Here is a 20119-nt window from a genome sequence, read left to right as displayed (position 1 = left end):
CCTTTCAGACGACAAGACGGCGCTGGTAACGGCTGAGCAGCCGCACCACGGGCCATAACAGAACGAGATAGATCGCCGCCGCCAATGTGAGCGGCGAGGCGTTATAGGTCACCGAGCGGGCAAGGCTGGCCGCATGCAGCAGCTCTCCCAGCGACACCACCGAGGCCAGCGAGGTCAGCTTGACCACTTCAACCGTGTTCGAGATCAGGTCGGGCAGCACGTTGCGGGTGGCCTGCGGCAGGATCACGTAGCTCAGCGTCTGGCGCTGGGTAAGACCGGTCGAGCGCGCGGCCTCCCATTGCCCCGTTCCCACCGAGATCAGCCCGGCGCGGAAAACCTCGCCGTAATAGGCAGAGTTGTTCAGCAGGAAAGCCAACACCACGGCAACGAAAGGCGACAGGCGGATGCCCGAAAAGGGCAAGCCGGCATAGATGAAGATCAGCAGCACCAGCGGCGGGATGGCGCGGAACAGATCCACCAGCGCCATGGCGGGCCAGCGCAGCCAGCGCGACCGGGCGGTCGAGGCCAGCGCGGCTGCCAGCCCCCCGGCCAGCCCAAGCGGGATGACCGCGCAGCAGATCAGCAGGGTCATGCCAAGACCGCGCAGAATGGTCGGCAGCGCGTCGGCCATGATGGCAAGATTGAAGAACTGGAAAATCAGTTGATCCATGGCTCAGCCCTTTTTCCAGGCAAAGCGGCTTTCCAGCCAGCGCGACAGGATCACGAAAGGCAGGAACAGGACCACATAGGCCAGTGCGGCCAGCGTCAGCGGCGAGGCATTGCCCGAAAAACTTTGCGCCGTGGTGGCCTGATTCAGGATATCCGGCACCCCGATCACCGTACCCAGCGCCGTCATCTTGGTGATGGCGATGGCGCGGTTGGTCAGCGGCGGGATCACCATCCGCACCGCCTGCGGCAGCACCACATAGCCCAGCGTCTGGGTAAAGCCGAGACCGGTCGAGCGTGCGGCTTCCCACTGGCCCTTGTCGGTCGCGGTGATGCCGGCCCAGATGATCTCTTCGGCGAAGGCGCCAAGCGTCAGGCCAAGGATCACGAACAGCACCGCAAAGCTGGACAGGGTCACGCCCAGATTGGGCAGGCCGAAAAAGACCAGCAGGATCAGCACGAGCGGCGGCAGGGCGCGGAAAATATCGGCATAGATGACGATCAGGAAAGAGACCGGCCAGATCCGATAGGCACGGATACAGGCCAGTAACGCGCCCCAAAGCGTGCCCGCGATCACGATCAGCACCGACAGCTCGATCGTCACCCAGACACCCTGCAGGATTTCCGGCGCATATTTCGCCAGAACCGTCCCGTTCAGGAACGTCTCGATAAACCGGTCCAGATTGGTCATTGGCTGTAACGGGCAAGAAAGGCGCGGGTGCGTTCGTGCTGCGGGTTTCCGAACAGATCCTCGGGCGGCCCCTCTTCGACGATCTCGCCATCCGCCATGAAGACGACGCGATCCGCGGCTTCGCGCGCGAAGGCCATTTCATGACTGACGACCAGCATGGTCATGCCGTCCTGCTTCAGTTCCCGCATGACGCCCAGCACATCGCCGACCAGTTCGGGATCAAGCGCGGAAGTCGGCTCGTCGAACAGCATCACTGCCGGTTCCAGCGCGATGGCGCGGGCGATGGCGACGCGCTGCTGCTGGCCGCCCGAAAGCTGCGAGGGATAGTTTTCCGCCTTGTCGGCCAGCCCGACCCGGGCCAGCGCGGTGTCGGCGCGCGCCCTGGCCTCGTCACGCGACAGCTTCAGCACCTTGCGCAGCGCCAGCGTGACATTTCCACGGGCATCGAGATGCGGATAGAGGTTGAAGCTTTGGAACACCATGCCGATGCGGCGGCGAAGCCGGTCGAGATTCACGCCGCGCCCGGTGATCTTTTCGCCCTCCAGCAATATGTCGCCTGAATTGGGTTCTTCCAGACGGTTGCAGCAACGCAGCATGGTGGATTTGCCCGAACCGGAACGGCCGAGCACGAAGACCATCTCGGACTTCGCCACCTGCAGGCTGACATTCTTCAGAACCTCTACCGTGCCGAAGGATTTCTTCAGCCCGATGACCTCCAGCGTGGGCCGCTTTTCGACAGGCGCGGGTTTGCCCTGATTTAACGATGAATCAAGCACAACCGGGCTCATGATCGTCCTCGACATAGCCGGGCAGATCGGGCTCTCCCCAGCCGGGGCGGGGCGTGACGGCGGCGGAATCCTCGGCGGGTTCGGAATCGAACCATTTCACATGCAGCTCGGCGATCGTGCCGTCGGTTTTCAGGCATTCGATGACGCCTTCTATCTTCTCGCGCAGTTCGTCATCGCCCTTGCGGAAGGGCATGCCCCAGACAAGGCCGGTCGAATGCAGATAGCTTAGCTGCACTGCCGGGTTCTGCTTGGCAGCCCATGCGATGACGGTATTGCCCGCCACGGTCGCGAAGGCCCGGCCCGAGACGACCGCCTGCACCGCATCGGTCGCGGTGCCGTAGCTTTCGACGGTCCAGCCGATCTCATCGGCCAGCTCGCGCGCCCAGCTGTCATAGGCCGAACCCTTGTTGACCGCGATCACCTGCCCCTCGAGTTGCTCGAGCGCGGTGATTTCCGGCCCGCCGGCTTTCACCAGAAACTGGAAATCGGTATTCAGATAACCTTCCGAGAAATAATAGGCCTCGGCCCGCTCTGGCGTGATCGTGGTCGGCGCGATCACGAAATCATAGGTTCCCGCCTGAAGCCCGGGCAGGATGCCCGAATACTGTGTGGCGACGATTTCGATTTCGGCGCCAAGCCGTTCGCCGATGACATTGATCAGGTCGATATTGAAGCCTTCAAGCCCGCCATCCATCGTCGGCATGGCATGCGGAGCAAAGGTTCCGTCCACTGCGACGACATATTTGTCCTGCGCCAATGCGGGGCCACCCAGTGCCAGGGATAATGCCAGCCCGCTGATCAGGTATTTCATGTTGTTTCCCCTCTGTTGGTTTGTCTTGGGACCAAAGCGGTCCAATCGGCGATCAGGCCGAGAAGCATGAAACGACGCGGCCGCGAACTCCGTTACGTCAAGTTCAGCATGGGCATGGCGGGTCACGCAATATAGTAAGTTATTAATTATTGGATCAGAAAATAATATTTCATTATAATGCCGCCGATTATGGCATTTTAAGGAGTTTCCATGTTCACATTGAGGCAATTGGAAATCTTCCGCGAAGTCGTCCGCGCCCGGACCACCGTCGGCGCAGCCAAGGCGCTTAACGTATCGCAGCCGCTGGTTTCGAACATGATCCGGCAGATGGAAACGAAAATCGGCTTTCCGCTGTTCGAACGCTTCGGCAACCGATTGGTGCCAACACCGGATGCGGATGAAATCTATCAGGATAGCGATTCGATCTTTTCGATATATCAGGCATTTACCCATAGGATCGAAGCCCGCCAGCGCAGCGAAAGCGGGCATTTGCGGGTCGTCGGCACTCCGCCGATGGCCAATGCGCTGATTCCCCGGGCCCTGAAGGAATTCGTGTCGAAACGCCCGGCAGTGCGGGTGCATCTGGACACGCGGCGAATCACCGGAGTGCTGGAATCGGTCCAGACCCGAACGGCGGATATCGGGCTGGGGCTGAACCCGCCAGAGCGCGAGGGGCTGGCCTATGAAGTGCTGGCGATGGCGCAGATGGTTTGCGTATTTCCTCCGGGCCATCCGCTTGAGAACAAGCTTGCCCTCACCTCGCAGGATCTCGCCGGCGTGCCGCTGATCCTTTACGAACAGAATTCCAGCCTCGATCTTGCCATCTCCCGCGATATCCTGACCGCGGAACTGCGGGCGCAGGCGATTGCCGAAGTGCGTTATTCCTCGGTCGCCTGCCTGATGGCCGAGGTGGGAATGGGCGTGGCCTTCGTGGATTCGCTGACCGCCTCGGTCGGCGACCGCTACCGCCTGTCGGCCCGGCCGCTTTTTCCCAGCCAGCCGGTGCCGATCTGCCTCATTACCCGCAAGGGTGAACCGGCCAAGCGCATTCAGGCGAATTTCCTTGCCGAATTGCGACGGTCACCGACGCTGACAGCGCTTCAGGAATTCGGAGGCGAGATGCCCGATCGCGATCGTTGAAAGGGTTTCGCGGCAACGGACGCATGACCCGTGCCATAGACGATATCCTGCCCTTGCCCGAACTCCGGAGCATGTCGCATTAAATCGGAAACGGCGGTTATTTGCGTCCCGCGATGGCCGGGGGCGCTGCCCCCGGACCCCCGAGGTATTTACCGCAAAGAAGAAAAGGAGGAAGGGGAAACGATCCAGGCGGAAGCGACATGCTTTAATCCTGGTTCAATCGCTTTCCGTCTGCTCCGAACAGATGCGGCAATCCGTCGAAAGCCAGCCTGATGCGCTGGCCGGTCCCAAGCGTTGGCTGACCGGACAGGACCGTCACCAGCGGCGTCCCGTCGACGGCGTCGGCATGGATGACGGTTTCCGCGCCAAGCGCCTCGATCAGCCGGATCTCGCCCTCCAGCGCCGGCGCGTCGTCTCCGGCAAGTTTCAGATCCTGCGGACGGATACCGATCGTGACCTCGCCGTCGCATGGCGCCGGAATCGTCAGGCCGCCCGGCAACTCGGCCGCGCCGGCGCTGGCGCGGGTGCGAAAGAAGTTCATGTTCGGGGCGCCGATGAAGCCCGCCACGAAAAGATTTTGCGGCCGGTTATAAAGCCCAAGCGGCGTGTCCACCTGCTCGACAATGCCCTTGCGCAGGACCACAATCCTGTCGGCAAGCGTCATTGCCTCGACCTGATCATGGGTGACATAGATCATCGTCGTTCCCAGCCGTTCATGCAGCCGCGCAAGCTCTGCCCGCATCGTCCCGCGCAGTTCGGCGTCAAGATTCGACAAGGGCTCGTCCAGAAGAAACGCCGAGGGGTTGCGGACGATAGCACGACCGATCGCGACGCGTTGACGCTGGCCGCCGGAAAGCTGGGTCGGGCGGCGCTCCATCAGGTCGCCGATCTCAAGCATCCGCCCGGCCTCGTCGATCCGGCTGGCGATCTCGGGTTTCGGCATCCGGGTGTTTTCCAGCCCGAAGGACAGGTTCTGGCGCACGGTCATATGCGGGTATAGCGCATAGGACTGAAACACCATGGCAAGACCGCGATCGGCGGCTGAGACGCGGGTGACATCCTTGCCGTCGATCCGGATGCTGCCGGTCGTCGGCTGGTCGAGGCCCGCGATCAGCCGCAGCAGTGTGGACTTTCCGCAGCCCGAGGGGCCGACGAAAACGACAAGTTCGCCCTCGCCGATCTCAAGGTCGATGCCGTGGATCACTTCGACATTGCCAAAGTTCTTGGTGATCCCTTCCAAGGCAATCCGTCCCATACACGCCCCCTATTTGATGCCTGCCCCGGCGATTCCGGTGGTGATGAAACGCTGCAGGAACAGGAAGACCAGAATCACCGGAATCATCGTCACCACGGTCATGGCGAGAATATAGTGCCATTGCACGTTCAACTCGCCCGCATAAGTGTTGAGCCCGACCTGCAGCGTATAATGTTCACGCTGGGACAGCACGATCAGCGGCCAGAGAAAATCGTTCCAGCGCCAGACGACCGAAAAGATCGCAAGAACGGCAAGCGCGGGCGCGGCAAGCGGCAGGACGATCCGCCAGTAGATCTGCCATTCGCTGGCATGGTCCATCCGCGCCGCCTCCAGAAGCTCGTCGGGGATCGTCAGCATGTATTGCCGAAGCAGAAAGACGCCGGTCGGTGTCGCCACCGTGGGCAGGATCACCCCCCAAAGCGAATTGAGAAGCCCCATCGCATTCACCACCGAGTAAAGCGGCACGAGGATCACTGAAAGCGGCACCATGAGCGTCGCGACGATCAGCAGCATCACCCCGTCGCGGCCGCGGAACCGGTATTTCGAAAGCGCGAATGCGGCCATGGAATTGGTAAAAAGCGTGATCAGCGTGGCCATCACCGTCACGAAGACCGAGTTCCAGAGGAACCGCAGGAAATTGTTCTTCACCAGCGGCTCTACATAATTCCCGGTTGCAAGCCCGATCTCGCGGACGGGGCTGCGATCGGCGATATTCACGTTGATCCGTTCACCCGGATTCCCGGGATCGACCATTTGCGAATTGACGCCGATACGCCGGATCTCTGCCAGGACTTTTGTGGAACCGTCTTCCTGTGTCGTCGTGTAAAGCGGCAGCGGTGCGTCATAGCCCTCGACCATTGCCGTCTGCTGGACATAGGGCAAAAGCGTCGGCGGGAATTCCGCCAATTGCGCCGGCCCCTTGAACGACGAGGCGACAAGCCAGAGCGCGGGGCCGAACATCAGGATCGTGCCGCCGATCAGCCAGATCCAGGTGGCAATGTCGGTCCAGTGCCAGCCCCTGCCATGGCCCCGGCGCCGGAAGATGAAGGCAAGGATCCGGCTCATCGCGCCCGCCTTCCTTCTGCCCGGCGCGAGAGCCGGAGTTGCAGAAGCGTCAGCACCACGAGCACGGCCCCCATCAGGATCGATGCCGCCGCCGCCAGTCCCGGATTGCGCAGGATCGAGGCGAAACCGACCTCGTAGATATATTGCGTGAGATAGAGGGTCGAGGTTCCGGGACCGCCGCCGGTCAGCACATAGACCTCGTCGAAGATCTGCACGCTGCGGATCAGTGCAAGCACCAGCACGACAGCGAAATTCGGTCCCAGAAGCGGCAGCGTGATCCGCCAGAACACACGCGCCGGCGGTGTCGCATCCATCTCGGCCGCCTCGTAAAGATCTCGTGGGATCGCCTGAAGCCCGGCCAGAAGGATCAGCGTATAGAATCCCATATGCGCCCAGGTCGACACCCCGATCGTGGCGGCAAAGGCATAAAACCGGTCATTCAGCCAGATCTCGGGTTCCAGCCCCAGATTAACCGCGATCAGGTTCAAAAGCCCTTCCCGCTGCAGAATCCAGCGCCAGATCAACCCGACGACGACAGGCGACAGAAGAACCGGAAAGAAGAACACCGCGCGAAAGAAACCGCGGCCCCGGATGTTGCGGTTAAGGATCAGGGCCGTGATCAGCGAAACCACCACCATCAGCGTGACCTGAAATATCACGAAACCCGTGGTATTGGTTACCGCCGTCCAGAACTGATCCTCACGGCAGGTGATGCGGCGGGTGTAATCCTCGCATTCAAGAAGGCGTCCATATTGCTCCATCCCGATGAAGGGACGCTGATCAAGCAGGATTCCGGTTCCGCCGGTCATCGAATAAACGAAATTCAGCACCAGCGGAATCAGGACGAATACGCCGAAAATCGCAAGATTGGGCGCAAGGAACACGGCTGCCATGCCGCCGGTGCCGGTCCAGCGCTGCCAGACCCTTAGTGGCGGGTCGACAGCCCTTGCCACAAGGGTAAACGGCCAGGCGGCCGCTCGTCCAAGGGTTTCGCCAAGCCCGGCCATCGTTTATTGCGACGCCGTGCCGACCTGATCGGCGATGTCCTGGTCCATCATGCTGCGAGCCTCGTCAAGGCTGATCTCGCCCGCCATGACCTGACTGATACGGGTGACGAGCGTACCGTAATAGGCATTCCCCCATTTCCAAGCCGGCAAGGCATCCGTAAGCGGCGAGGACTCGCCCGAGGCGGCGATGAATTTCTCGAGCGCCGGAGCGACATTCGGATCGTCGGTCTGGAAGTTCAGGCCGCCCGCCTCGACCACACCCTTATGGGCGGGCAGGAACAGAGTACGTTCGGTGAATTCGCGCAGCACCTCTTCCGAGGCGAGATAGTCCATCACCACCGCGACCTCTTCGGGATGCTGGGTATATTTGATCCCGACAAGACCGGCCCCGCCCGCAAGGCCGGCGCATGCCTCAGTCCCGCAAGGCGTGCCGATGGCGACCCAGTCGAAGGCATCGCCGATCTTGGTCGAGAGATTCGCGATCAGCCACGAGCCGGAATAATAGAACGGGATCTGGGCATTGATGAAATCGTCCGTCGCGGCGCGATAGGTGGTTCCGGCAGCCGAAACCCAGACCTCGGGCAGCATCAGCCCTTCCTCGGTCCATTCGACAAGCTTCGTGGCGAAACTCATGGTGCCGTCGTCGATCGGCGCGGGCATCCCGTCATCGCCGATATAATTCGCACCATAGGACGCGGTACCCGCCGAGATACGATGCCCCGACCGGTCGATCGCAAAGGCGGCGGGCAGTTGCTGGCTTTCCATCACCTCTTTAGAGGCCGCAATCCAGTCGTCCCAGGTCGCGCCCTCGCCCGGCATTTCCACGCCGGCCTGCTCGAAAAGCGTCTTGTTGGCGAAACCGCCGGTCAGGGTAAGCTGGGTCATGAAGCCCGGGATCGCATCCGAGCCGTCGGGCCGCATCCAGTCGAAACGGTCGCCGAAATTCGTCTCCCAATAGGCTGGATCCTCGACATATTCACGCAGATCCAGCCAATGCTCGGCCTGTTCCTTGAGATTCGTCACCCGGGCAATATCCGGTCCCTGACCGGAGGCAAGCTGGATCGGCAATTGCTCCTGAATCACCTGATAGGCGACATTGTCCAGAACCACGTCTATCTCGGGATGGCTTTCTTCGAACCGGTCGAGCAGATCCTGCATTATCTCGCCCTCGATCCCGTCAGAGTACCACATCACGCGGATCTCGGTCCTGTCCTGAGCGAACGCCACCGAGCCGAACCCGGCCACGGCCAACGCCGCAAACGATGTCATCGTGAACTTCATCCGGTCTTCCTCCCTGTCAATGGTCCCGGGCCGGTATCGACCTTGGTCCTTGCTTTGTCCTGCGGCGTAACGAACGGAACGCGGGGCAGGATTTCCCGCTGACCCGAAACGGTAAAATCTGCCGGATCGATCCGCCGGCCCTCTGCCACCACCGAGCCGTCATCATGGAAGGTTACACATCCGTAATCCGGATCCACAACCTTGATCGCTGTCGCCCCTTCTTCGGGGCATAATGCGGCAAATCGCGCCGCGAATGCGGCCTCGTCCCCGTGGGCACGGGCCGACCCGAGACGCAGGAGCCACCAGTTTTCCTGTCCGGAAAGGCGCAGTTCGTTCCCCGCGGACGGACCGCTGTCGATCAGGCGGAACGGCAGGGATCCGCGCAGCATCAGATAGGCCGACCCGGACCGGGCATAAGCCCTGTCGCCGTCGATCCGGGCATTGTCGAAATCCCCGGTGGGAAACCAGGCATGGGTAAATGCCGGTTGCGAAGCCACCCCCGCGAACCGGACAAGGGCGAGGTCGCGATATTGCTGAACCCGCGGGATGGAAGCCGAACCACCCCAGTAAGAGGGCCGGCCATAGCCCGAATGGGTCACCTCGCCGGGATGGTTGATCCATATCTGCGCATTCGGATTCTCGCCAAGCCGCGCATGGATCAGCGTTTCCTGATACCCCCATTCGTACCAGCGATAGGCCACGGCGCTGCCCATCGCATGATCGGCGGTCTTGTAATGGTAAAGCTTTGCGATCGCATCCTGACCTTGCGCGAACCGCCATTCCTGCGCCTGATCGCCCGTCAAGATGGCACGATCCGTGTCATCGGGCAGCACCAGCCCGTGATCCCTGAGGCAAACCGCAAGTTGCGGCGTCGCATGGAACCGGGTGCCGTAGCTTCCGGCCCCCCACAGAAGCCGCGCGATCGCCGAAAGCTCCAGCGTCATCGAGGCCCGAAGCGTGTGTTCATAGCTTCGGCCCTGCGCGGCGGTGAGCACACCCTTATGCGACGAGTTGGCCACAATCCCGATCAGCCGGCGGATCCCGCTTTCGGCACGCGCACGTAAACCGGCATCCGGCGAAAGCGCGTAAAGCGCCGTCAACCCCTTCAGATCGATCGGGAAATAGGGCGCAGAGTTGAACTCGGCCATCTCCCATTTTTCGAAATGATCGAACCATCGGGCAAGCCGTTCGGCGCCTGTCCGGGACTGCTCGGCTCCGGTGCGTCCCGAGCGAAGGAAGGTGTTGGCCGGCAAAAGCGCCCCGCCAAGATGCGCGGCGGTGTGAAACAGCAGCGCATGATTTTCAGAGAAATACCATTGCACGTCGTTACCCGGCTCATCCATCCAGTACCGGTAACCACAAATCGTCCGGTCGATGCGCGCGCAGAGATCCGGCCCCAGCAGTTCGGGCCAGCTTGTCCGGCACCAGATCAGCGGCACAAGCGCAAAATCCGCGCAATCCCAGCAGGCGTCGATCCGCGGCAGCGCCGCCTCGATCATCGCCCGGGTTTCCGCGCCGCCATCCTGCAATGCCAGCCGCGCCAGCGCCCGCACGGTATCGGCCTCACCCCCTGCCGCGACCGCGGTCAGGGCCTCCGTCACGCGCGAAGCCCTCGCAGCAGGTGCCACCCCCTGTTTCGCGCTATGGGCGATCTCGGTGCCATAGACGCGTTCAGCCGCGAAACCCTCCACCGCAAGGCGCACCACGACATGCCGGAAATCCGCCGGAAGCGCATCGGCATCGCCAAGATCGATCTCGGTCGCGCCCGCGGCAAGCGCAATCCGCATCGGAGGAAACGGATCGTGGGACATGAAATCGCCTTCGATCCGGATCTCGGCATGACAAGGCACCGAAAGCGCATGCGGCAGGGTCAGCCGAACCGGCCCGCCATCGTGGCTGCTTCGGGAAAAATGCATGGTCTCCAGCGCGGTCTCGATCTCGCGTGCATGCGCGGCATCTGCTTCGATCCGGATCGCCTGCTGCGCCGACGGGCCATTGGCATAGTCCAGCTGCGCATAGAAACGGGTATCCCGCTCGGCAAGGTCGTCGAGAAACAATTCGATCCGGTTCTCGCCCGCCACGAGATCGACCCCGATTTCGGCGGCGGTCTCGAAATTGCGCCGGTATTCCGCCATCCAAAGGATTTCCCGGCCATTCACCCGCAGTATCGCTCCTCCGCATGTGGCCAGACGCAGCGTGGCGCGCCCCGCGATTCCGGCGATGACAAGCGTCTCGGCACGTGCCGCCAGACGCGTGGCGCGAAACCAGAAGCCTGAGAGGTCGAGCCGTGGCGATCCGAAGCCAAGCCAGACCCGGTCCGGCGCCGCCAAAGCCCGTTCCTCGGGGCGCCGTCCCTGAAAACGCCGGGCGAAATCAGTCCGGCAGGGATATTCATGCGGGATGAAATTCTTCTCCTTGGTCAGGAAGAAAAACGGATCCATCTCGCCCTCCATCGGACGTTCGGGCACGTCGAACGGCTGTTCCGCGATGGACGACACGCGCCAGAGGGTGACGGGCATACCGGCTTCAAGCGGGCGGTCCAGGCGGCTCATCCGAAAACCCCGGCCGAAACAGAACTCACAAAGAAACGCGCGCCGCAGATTGCCGGAGCCTTCGCTCTGCCGATCGCCAGTGGCGCGGGACCATATCGGGTGTCTGAGATCATCGGAACTCCGGATCGTTAAGTGCCTCTGCAAGGCACAGGATGGCAAGCGACTGGCCATAACCGGTGGGTTGCAGCGGGATGTCACGGTAGAATTGCAGATCATGGCCCATGCGGGTGCCATAGGACACACCGCCCACGATACCATCGGCATCTATCTGTCTCAGCACATAATCGACCGCACGGCGTCCCGCCCGCCGCGCCTCATCCGATGCGCGACCGAGACGCGCGGCCTTCATCAGACCATAGGCGATCCCTGCCGTGGCCGAGGTTTCCTCGTATGATGAAGGATCGTCCAGCAGGGTCCGCCATGCGCCGTTCGCGGTCTGCAATGGCAAAAGCGCCGCCATCTGAGCGCCAAGCACTCCGTCCAGATAGCGTGCGACCGCCGGATCAAGGCGGCAAAGCTCGGGCAGATCGGCAAGTCCCGCGGTGATCCACGCATTGCCCCGCGCCCAGCGGGCCCGGGCGAAATTGCTGCGCCGGGGAAAACTCCAGCCGTGGAACCAGAGCCCGGTTTCCGGATCCGCCAGATAGCGCGCATGCACCAGAAACTGATGCTGCGCCTCATCGACCAGCGCGCGCCGGTCCGAAGCCTCGCCATAGGCGGCAAGGAAAAGCGCCACCATGAACAGCGTATCGTCCCAAAGCTCGCCGTCATTGATCTTGTCGGACACATCGTGCTGAAATCCGCCTTCCGGGGTACGCGGCATCTCGGCCAGCACGCGGTCAGCCCAGCCGGACAGCATCGCCTCCCATCGCGGATCGCGCGTGCGGTCCCAAAGCAGGGTCAGTGCCAGCATCGGCGCCGTCGTGTTGACATTGAGCGATGGCAGCCCGCGTGTTTCCTGTGCGGCGTACCAATCCTCCAGCACGGCGCGCAGCCGCTCTTCTCCGGTGTCGCGCCAAAGCCGGGCAAGGCCATAAAGCCCGACGCCCTGCGGCCATTCCCAGGATTGAAAGCTGATATAATCCCCGACCGTGCCGTCAAGATTCGGCTCGTCGAACCTTCCGGTATCGCGCAGCGCGGTCAAACCGTCGACAACGCGCGTCAAGGCATTACGAACGACCGAATCGTCCCGCATCACGTTCCTCCCCTGGCGCAAGGTTAACTGACAGAAAATTGTTTGCACAATATGTAAATTTTTTGCAGTCTTGGTCCGGGCATCAAGAAAGCTGGTCATGGAACGGCGGCGCATCAGGATGGAGGATCTGGCGGAACGCTGCGGCGTCTCGGTCGCGACGGTGAGCCGCGTCCTTGCCGATCGTCCCGGCGTGCGGCCCGAACTGCGCCGCCGCATCCGCGACGCGGCGGCGCTGCTGGGATATGCGATGCCGTCAGCGGTGGCAGGGCGCAAGGCGATCCTTGTGGCAAGCCAGGCGGCCATGGTCGATTACGCCCGAAGCCAGTTCACGCTGCATGTTCTTGACGGTATGCGCGACCGCGCGGCGGCTTTGGGGATGACCCTCGAAACCCGCACCGCCACGGAACCGCTGGCCGCGAATCTCGCGGCAGACGAGGATGCGGCGGGCTATGTGCTGCTGACGCCCGAAAGCGATGCCGTGATTGCCGAGGCGGCTGCGCTCGACCGGCCGGTCGTGCTTGTCAATGCCGACGACCCGATGATGCGGTTATCCTCGGTCGCGCCTTGCAACCGCACCGCCGCGGCGCGGGCGACCGAGCTGCTGCTTCGGCACGGGCACCGGCGCATCCTGTTTCTGACCCGCCCCGGCCGCCGCACCATCGAACGCCGCCGCGAAGGCTGGGCGGACCGGCTGATGGCCGAAGGGATCGTTCCTGAACCTTCGCTGGTCGTTGAAGTCGATGACTGGTTGCCCGATGCCGCCGCCGCCGCAGTGACACGCCGCCTGACCGAAGCCCCCCGGGATTTCACGGCAATCCTCGCGGCCGGAGACAGCCTTGCCGTCGGCGCGCTTCTTGCCCTGGCCAGGGCAGGCATCGATGTTCCGGGCGAGGTGAGCGTACTCGGCTTCGACGGGCTGCCGCAATGCGATCTGCAGACTCCGCCGCTTTCTGCGGTCGAGATCCCGATGCGCACCATCGGCAGCCTTGCCCTCGATCTTCTGGGCGAAATCATCTCCGGACCCGGCCTGCCACCCCGCCGCGTGGAACTGGCCTGCCGCATTGTCGAACGTGGATCGACCGGCCCCGCGTCAATCCCGCCGACAGCCCCCGCCGGCTGATTTTCGGAAGAGCTCACCCTCACGAATTCAAGGCCGATCAAGCAAATGTTCCGAAGTGTAACGCGTATGTTACGTATCGTATCATTTATGCCACATCCCGGCATATCCATCTTGTCGGCGTTCTGGAATTGCAGATTCTGCAACCCTAGCTCTATCCCAGAACAAGAAGGAGAACAGCTATGAAAACTGTTATATTGTCTCTCGCCGCATCGCTTGCCGCAACGGGCGCCTTTGCCGGCGGTTATGTCGCGCCGGTTGTCGAGCCCGCCCCGGTGGTTGCGCCCGTCGCGCCTGTGGAAGCCGGAACCGATTGGACGGGTTTCTATGCCGGTCTGCAATATGGCAAGGGCGATGCCGAAGTTTCCGGCGCAAATGGTGATGCCGATTTTGACGGCTATGGCGTCCATGCCGGTTATCTGCATGATTTCGGCAAATATGTGCTTGGCGGTGAACTCGATTACAACAAGGTCGAGCTCGATGATGTCGATGTCGACGGCGACCTGATCCGCCTTCGCGGCCGCGCCGGTTACGACTTTGGCAAAATCCAGCCCTATCTGGCATTGGGCGTCGCCAAAGTTTCAGTCGATGGCGGGAATATTGATATCTCTGAAACCGGCGTCACTTATGGTCTCGGCGTCGATTATCTCGTGCATGACCGCTTCTCGGTCGGCTTCGAATACACCCGCAACGATTTCTCGGATGTGGATGATATCGGCGGCACCGACCTTGACACCGAACTGGCGCAGGTCCGCGGAACCTTCCGCTTCTGAGCCAAACCTGTCTTTCCCGAGTGCGAACGCGGATCTGAAAAGGTCCGCGTTTTTACATGTGAGCGCGATAGCCGGAAAGCGCCGGGCGTGACGGCCGCATCTTTCGAGCACGACAGGGCGGCTGGCAAAATCCGGCATTCGAAATCCGCCCTGCATCTCCGACTTTATCTGTGCCCGGCTGTTTGTGGAATTGCATCTCGCGATCACCGGGAGTAGCCACACGGCGCTGTAATTCAGGGACGCCCGGATGCCGACACCCATGACCCATTTTCTGCGATCGGTCGGCCCGGCCGTCCCCCATGCCTCGCCGAAAGAGGCGGTCAGGGCGGGGCTGGGCGCATTGCTGGGCCTGCTGATGGCCGGGCTGTTCCTGCTTGCGCCATCGGTCGATGACCGTCTGGGCCTTTATCTGATCGCACCTTTCGGAGCCACGTCGGTTCTGGTTTTCGCGGCGCCCAACAGCCCGTTGGCCCAGCCCTGGTCCGCGATCATGGGGAATCTGGCCTCTGCCCTGATGGGGATTGCCGCCTGCATGCTGATCCCGGATCCTGTCCTGCGCGTTGCCGTTGCCGTCGGCGCCGCGATTACCGCCATGATCCTGATCCGCGCGCTTCACCCTCCGGGTGGCGCCGTGGCCATGACAGCGGCCTTGAACCCCGATGCAACGCTGGAACTTGGATGGAGCTTTGCTTTCGCTCCGGTGGCCTGCGGCACCCTGGCCCTGATCCTGATCGCGGTCATCTATGCGCGCATCACCGGCCGGCGATATCCTTTCCGTCAGTTCGAGGAAAAAAATCCTCACGGCACCGGGGATCTGAATCCGCTGAAACGGATCGGTCTGAACGAAAACGAACTTGTCAGCATACTCGAACGGTATAACCAGACGATGAACCTGGGCGTGGCGGACCTTGCCCGGCTGATCGGCGCGGCGGAAATGGTCATCGCCTCGCATCGCGGGACCGGCTCGACCGCGGCCGATATCATGTCGCGCGACCTGATAACCGTTGGCCCGGACGCGCCGCTATTCGAGGTTGCCGAGCTTTTCCGCCGCCACGCCTTCACCTCTCTGCCGGTCGTTGGCGATGGGAATGAGTTTCACGGCGTGATCTTCCAGCTTCACCTGATCCGTCACGCGGATGAACGCGCCCAGCGCCGTGTCGGCGGATTTCTTTCGGCAATGGGGCGATTGATCGGCCATGGTTCGGGGGCACGCGCACGGGATGTCATGGATGTCCGGATTCCCCGGGCCGCCCCCGAAACGCCGGTTTCCGCGCTTTTGCCGCTTATGTCCGACGGGCATTGCGATGCGGTGCCGGTTCTCGACGGGACGCGCATTGTCGGCATCGTCACCCGAACGGATATTATCGCCGCACTGGCGCATCAAAGCGTGCAGCGCGCATGAAAACTGCCCGACACTTGAAAAGCGTCGGGCAGTTCGGGAAGCGGCAGCTGTTACCTTGCCGGCTATTTATGATGGGTAGCGACCTATTCGGATTCGGTCGATGCCGTTTGCAGCAAATCCGTAATACGGCGCACCGAAGCCCGGCGATTTTCGCGAAGATCGCCCTCGGCGCTCACTTTCGGGAACTGCTCGCCATAACCTTGCGTGACAAGGTTCTCGGGCGGTACGTCGAAATACTCGGTTAGCGCAAGCGCGACCGATTCAGCCCGCCGGTCGGACAGGGCAAGGTTCATTGCCGCGTCTCCGACCGAGTCGGTATGACCCTCGATCAGGAAGATCTCGCGCGGGTTTTCCTGAATAGTCTGCTGGATGACCTTGCCAAGCGTCGACAATTGCTCGGCCTGATCGGATTTGATCGCTGCCGAACCGGTATCGAACGTGATCGCGTCGATATTGATCGGAGCCACCAGGGCGCGCACTTCCGGAATATTCCGGATCTGGCCAAGGGTGAAATAACGTCCGGCATCGACTTCCCGAAGCAATGCGGCACGCAATTCCTCCTCGCTCAGGGAACCACCCGACGTTTCGACGGGCTCGGCCGGGGCCGGAAGGCTCGCGATATCAACCGGCTCGGCGCTTGTGGTATCGTCGATCAGTTGCATCGAGCCGCCATCCGCGGTGATCAGGGTACGGCGCAGAACCCGCAGATTGGCGTCGCGGATCGTCACGACCTTGCTGCCATCCGCACGTGTCACCGTCGTCCGCGACGAGCCGTCGTCGAAATTCTCCGTCGCAACGGTCGAACCCGGCTGCCGCAGCAATACGGTCTCATCCTTGATCACTTCCCGGCTGCCATCCGCACGCGTTACGACAAGCCGATCTGGCGTGCTGAGTTCGACTTCGCGGTTATTGCTCAGCATCGAACCGACAGCGAGCCCGCCAAGCCCCAGAAGCACGGCCTTGGTCAGATCACTCTTGTCGTTGTCTTTGCTGTCATCATCCGACTGCTGCTCTTCCTGACCGGCAAGACCGGACAAGGCGTCACTCAGACTGGTTCCGAAATCTTCCGACGAGGAACGACTATTCTCTTCGGTCACTTCCTCTTCGGTCACTTCGCCCTCGCCCTCTTCGGAAGTCAGGGCGGAAAGCTCGGGAATTTCGGTTTCAGTCGCGGCCTCTTTGGCGGCCTCGGTTTCGCTGCCGCCCTCGGCGGTTGTGTCACCGGCGGCCTTGTCACCGGAGGCTGCGTCATCGGAGGCTGTGTCATCGGGCTTCGCCTCGCCTTCGGCATCAGCCGGTTGCTGCGAACTGTCCTCCTGCCCGGATTCCTCAGCCTTTTTCTCCTGTTCGGCCAAGGCATCGGCGAGGTCATCCTCGCCCGAGGATGCGGGGTCCTCAGAGGCGGCAGCGTCGTCCGGTTGAGCTTCCCCTTCCGATGCTTTTTCTTTCTCGGCGAGAGCTTTGGCAAGGGCGTCCTTATCCTCGGACGCGGCATTATCCGGCGCTTCGGCCTCAGCCGCTGTCGGTTCGGTCGTCTCAGCCTCTGCCGGAGCGGTTGACTCTGCTTCCGCCGGTGCTTCAGCCTCAGCCTCTGCCGGGGCAGTTGCTTCTGCTTCAGCCGGTGCTTCGGCCTCAGCCTCTGCCGGAGCGGCTGTCTCTGCTTCAGCCGGTGCTTCGGCCTCAGCCTCTGCCGGAGCGGCTGTTTCTGCTTCAGCCGGCGCTTCAGCCTCAGCCTCTACCGGGGCGGCGGTCTCGGCTTCCGCCGGTGCTTCAGCCTCAGCCTCTACCGGGGCGGCGGTCTCGGCTTCCGCCGGTGCTTCAGCCTCAGCCTCTGCCGGGGCGGCGGTCTCGGCTTCCGCCGGTGCTTCAGCCTCAGCCTCTGCCGGGGCGGCTGTTTCTGCTTCCGCCGGTGCTTCGGCCTCAGCCTCTGCCGGGGCGGCTGTCTCGGCTTCCGTCGGCGCTTCGGCCTCTGCCTCTACCGGAGCGGCTGTCTCGGCTTCAGCCGGCGCTTCGGCCTCAGCCTCTGCCGGAGCGGCTGTTTCTGCTTCAGCCGGCGCTTCGGCCTCAGCCTCTGCCGGGGCAGCTGTTTCTGCCTCTGCCGGCGCTTCGGCCTCCGGCTCTACCGGTACGGCTGTCTCTGCTTCAGCCGGTGCTTCAGCCTCGGCCTCCGCCGGGGCGACTGGTTCTGCCTCTGCCGGTGGCACAGGCTCCGCTTCGGCCTGAGCAAGCACATCGGCGTTGGCCGGCAACTTGTCGGCATCCTTTTGCGCTGCAGCCTCGGGGATATTGGTTTGAGCCATCGCGATATGGGGCGCCATAAGCGATAAGCACGCGACGATGGCGGTTGTATTATGAACGATCCGGCGCATCTGCATTCCTCACAAGCTATGTTCTGTGCTGTGATGAACAACGAGCGGTATACCTGCCGGTTCCCGACAACCGCATGACCCTTTCGTGAACACAGGGCCGCGACCTGTACCGGCACCGCAATCCGGCCCCTGGAAACAGGCCGGATGCAACGAACGGATCAATCCTTGTCCGTTATATATCTTCAGGGCGAGCCGGCCGCCGGCTTATCCCGTTCCGACAGCACCCGATCGACCATCACATAGGTCAGGATTGCAACGATAATGCCGATGAGTGGCGGGATACCCGGGCTGAAATAGGCCGCAAGACACCCGACCACATAGCCTGCCAGACCCGCCTTGTTGAAATCCGGCAGATCGGCCGAAGCGATTGGCGGATAGGACCCGCGGCGCTTGACCAGATAATCGGCCATGATGACCCCGCCGATGGGCGGAATGAAGGTGCCCAGAAGCAACAGGAACGGGATCAGATACAGATCGATCCTGAGAAGCGCCAGAACCGTTCCGATCGCCGCACCGATGACCGTGACCATCCGCCGCTTGTCGGTGGCGAAGCCCGTGCAGCCCACAGCCGAAAAGTTATAGATGGTGTTGTCCTGCGTGGTCCACAGATTCAGGAACAGCATGAGGATTCCCAGCACCGTCAGCCCCTGAATCACCAGCACATCGACAATATCGGGCTGCTGATAGACCAGCGCCCCGATTGCTCCGGTCGTGATCATCAGCCCGTTACCGATGAAGAAAGCCACCAAAGAAGCCCAGACGGCCTGACGCGGGCTGGCTGCGAAGCGGGTCCAGTTTGTAGCCTGCGTGCCACCTGACACGAAAGTGCCGAAAACCATGGTGATGGCGGTGCCGATGCCAAGCGCATGGCCGGGCTGGATCGCCATCAGCCCCTCACCGCCCGCGCCATCTTGGACCGCGATCCACAGCGATACCGCCAGAAGCAGGACCATCAGCGGCACCGAGACGATCGACAGAAGCTCGAGTCCGCGATAGCCGATATAGGCCGTCCAGCAGAAGGCGAAGCCGAAAAGGATCATCAATGCGTAAGCGAGAACCGAATGAGTCTCGGCATCGATCCCGATCAATCGCAGCAGCACGACGGCCATGGTCGCCGTGCCCCAGCCATACCATCCGATCTGCGTGAACCCCAACAGCAGATCGGGCAGCTTCGCCCCGATCCGGCCAAAGCTGAAACGGCTGAGCAGCGCCGTGTTCAGCCCGGTGCGCGCGCCGATCATCCCCAGCACCGCGACATAGGCGCCCAGAAGCAGGTTGCCGGTCACGATGATCGCCACCAGATCCGGCCATAGCGGAAAGGCCGTGCCGATCTGACCGCCCGCGAACATCGTCGCGGTGAAAAAGGTGAACCCCAGCAGTACGACAGCAAGCGATCCAAAGCTCTTGCGGGCCGCTTGCGGCACTTCGGACAGCGGATAATCCTGGCTTTTCTGATCCATGCCGCCGACCCTCAATCCTCGGCTATGTCTTCATGCCACAGCTCCAGATTGCCGGGCTGAGCCAGAAAATGCCGCATCACCTCCTTGCAGCCCTCGTCATCCATCAGCGTGACATCGATGCCGCGGCCGCGCAGGAAGGGGATGTCGCCCTCGAAATTCTCGGCCTCGCCGATCACGACGCGGGGAATGCCGAATTGCAGGATCGTGCCGCTGCACATCATGCAGGGGCTGAGCGTGGTATAAAGCACCGTGTCGCGATAACTGCGCTGTCGTCCCGCCTTGCGCAGGCAGTCCATTTCGCCATGCGCGATGGGGTCGCCATGCTGAACGCGCTGGTTGTGGCCCGAGGCGACGACCTTGCCGTTCCTGACCAGCACCGCACCGATTGGCAGGCCGCCATCCGCCATCCCCTGCCGGGCTTCGGCCAGGGCCAACGCCATGAATTGTCGATCTGCATCTTCCGCCATTCCGTTCCCCCAGGATTATTGTTGTTTCAAACATCACGGAGCTTGCGTGATAATACAAGGCTGTCGCGGCCACGAGAACC

At 62.2% G+C, this 20119-nt stretch carries 17 protein-coding genes; 4 read left to right on the top strand and 13 right to left on the bottom strand.

Annotation, left to right across the window (positions count from 1 at the left end):
* Positions 1-4 precede the first annotated feature (4 nt).
* Genes D3P04_RS00710 through D3P04_RS00695 form a run of 4 tightly spaced genes read right to left on the bottom strand, consistent with a single transcriptional unit; the run spans position 5 to position 2956 of the window.
* Complete coding sequence (locus tag D3P04_RS00710) at positions 5-670, bottom strand: amino acid ABC transporter permease (RefSeq protein ID WP_119744927.1); 666 nt, start codon at positions 668-670, stop codon at positions 5-7.
* 3 nt (positions 671-673) lie between these two features.
* Positions 674-1357 carry an amino acid ABC transporter permease gene (locus D3P04_RS00705; RefSeq protein WP_119744925.1) on the bottom strand — a complete coding sequence of 228 codons (684 nt, stop codon included), beginning with the start codon at positions 1355-1357 and terminating at the stop codon, positions 674-676.
* Positions 1354-2145, bottom strand: coding sequence for an amino acid ABC transporter ATP-binding protein (locus D3P04_RS00700; RefSeq protein WP_119744923.1), 792 nt, complete (start codon positions 2143-2145; stop codon positions 1354-1356). The genes D3P04_RS00705 and D3P04_RS00700 overlap by 4 nt, the downstream gene beginning before the upstream one ends.
* Complete coding sequence (locus D3P04_RS00695; RefSeq protein WP_119744921.1) at positions 2126-2956, bottom strand: transporter substrate-binding domain-containing protein; 831 nt, start codon at positions 2954-2956, stop codon at positions 2126-2128. The genes D3P04_RS00700 and D3P04_RS00695 overlap by 20 nt, the downstream gene beginning before the upstream one ends.
* 210 nt (positions 2957-3166) lie before the next feature.
* On the opposite strand from D3P04_RS00695, the gene D3P04_RS00690 reads away from it, so the two are divergent.
* On the top strand, positions 3167-4096 hold the full coding sequence (locus D3P04_RS00690) for a LysR family transcriptional regulator (RefSeq protein WP_119744919.1): 930 nt from the start codon (positions 3167-3169) through the stop codon (positions 4094-4096).
* A gap of 205 nt (positions 4097-4301) precedes the next feature.
* Here the strand turns inward: D3P04_RS00690 and D3P04_RS00685 are convergent, their stop codons facing one another.
* The 6 genes from D3P04_RS00685 to bglB form a co-directional block, all read right to left on the bottom strand.
* Positions 4302-5351: an ABC transporter ATP-binding protein gene (locus D3P04_RS00685; protein WP_119744918.1), complete on the bottom strand. Its 1050-nt coding sequence runs from the start codon at positions 5349-5351 to the stop codon at positions 4302-4304.
* A gap of 9 nt (positions 5352-5360) precedes the next feature.
* A complete protein-coding gene (locus tag D3P04_RS00680; RefSeq protein WP_119744916.1) occupies positions 5361-6416 on the bottom strand; it encodes a carbohydrate ABC transporter permease in 1056 nt (351 codons plus the stop codon).
* Positions 6413-7423: a carbohydrate ABC transporter permease gene (locus D3P04_RS00675; protein WP_119744914.1), complete on the bottom strand. Its 1011-nt coding sequence runs from the start codon at positions 7421-7423 to the stop codon at positions 6413-6415. The genes D3P04_RS00680 and D3P04_RS00675 overlap by 4 nt, the downstream gene beginning before the upstream one ends.
* Positions 7424-7426: 3 nt before the next feature.
* Positions 7427-8704, bottom strand: coding sequence for an ABC transporter substrate-binding protein (locus D3P04_RS00670; protein ID WP_119744912.1), 1278 nt, complete (start codon positions 8702-8704; stop codon positions 7427-7429).
* Complete coding sequence (locus D3P04_RS00665; protein WP_220475223.1) at positions 8701-11256, bottom strand: hypothetical protein; 2556 nt, start codon at positions 11254-11256, stop codon at positions 8701-8703. The genes D3P04_RS00670 and D3P04_RS00665 overlap by 4 nt, the downstream gene beginning before the upstream one ends.
* Positions 11257-11365: 109 nt before the next feature.
* Positions 11366-12451 (bottom strand): beta-galactosidase BglB, encoded by a 1086-nt coding sequence (bglB, locus tag D3P04_RS00660; RefSeq protein WP_119744910.1) that lies wholly within the window; start codon positions 12449-12451, stop codon positions 11366-11368.
* A gap of 97 nt (positions 12452-12548) precedes the next feature.
* On the opposite strand from bglB, the gene D3P04_RS00655 reads away from it, so the two are divergent.
* From D3P04_RS00655 to D3P04_RS00645, 3 genes are all read left to right on the top strand, one after another.
* Positions 12549-13571 carry a LacI family DNA-binding transcriptional regulator gene (locus D3P04_RS00655; RefSeq protein WP_119744908.1) on the top strand — a complete coding sequence of 341 codons (1023 nt, stop codon included), beginning with the start codon at positions 12549-12551 and terminating at the stop codon, positions 13569-13571.
* 179 nt (positions 13572-13750) lie between these two features.
* Positions 13751-14341, top strand: coding sequence for an outer membrane protein (locus D3P04_RS00650; RefSeq protein ID WP_119744906.1), 591 nt, complete (start codon positions 13751-13753; stop codon positions 14339-14341).
* Between the two features lie 259 nt (positions 14342-14600).
* Positions 14601-15743, top strand: a complete 1143-nt coding sequence (locus tag D3P04_RS00645) for an HPP family protein (RefSeq protein WP_119744904.1) — start codon at positions 14601-14603, stop codon at positions 15741-15743.
* A gap of 83 nt (positions 15744-15826) precedes the next feature.
* Here the strand turns inward: D3P04_RS00645 and D3P04_RS00640 are convergent, their stop codons facing one another.
* The 3 genes from D3P04_RS00640 to D3P04_RS00630 form a co-directional block, all read right to left on the bottom strand.
* Positions 15827-18112, bottom strand: coding sequence for an OmpA family protein (locus tag D3P04_RS00640; protein ID WP_119744902.1), 2286 nt, complete (start codon positions 18110-18112; stop codon positions 15827-15829).
* A 182-nt stretch (positions 18113-18294) separates the two neighbouring features.
* Positions 18295-19572: a cytosine permease gene (gene codB / locus D3P04_RS00635; RefSeq protein ID WP_119744900.1), complete on the bottom strand. Its 1278-nt coding sequence runs from the start codon at positions 19570-19572 to the stop codon at positions 18295-18297.
* Positions 19573-19583: 11 nt separating this feature from the next.
* Positions 19584-20039 (bottom strand): nucleoside deaminase, encoded by a 456-nt coding sequence (locus D3P04_RS00630; RefSeq protein WP_119744898.1) that lies wholly within the window; start codon positions 20037-20039, stop codon positions 19584-19586.
* Positions 20040-20119: the final 80 nt, after the last annotated feature.

The sequence above is a fragment of the Paracoccus onubensis genome, assembly GCF_003591515.1.
In the GTDB taxonomy this organism is placed as follows: domain Bacteria; phylum Pseudomonadota; class Alphaproteobacteria; order Rhodobacterales; family Rhodobacteraceae; genus Paracoccus; species Paracoccus onubensis.
The sequence above is the reverse complement of the archived record's forward strand: the minus strand, read 5'-3'. Positions and strand labels throughout refer to the sequence as shown.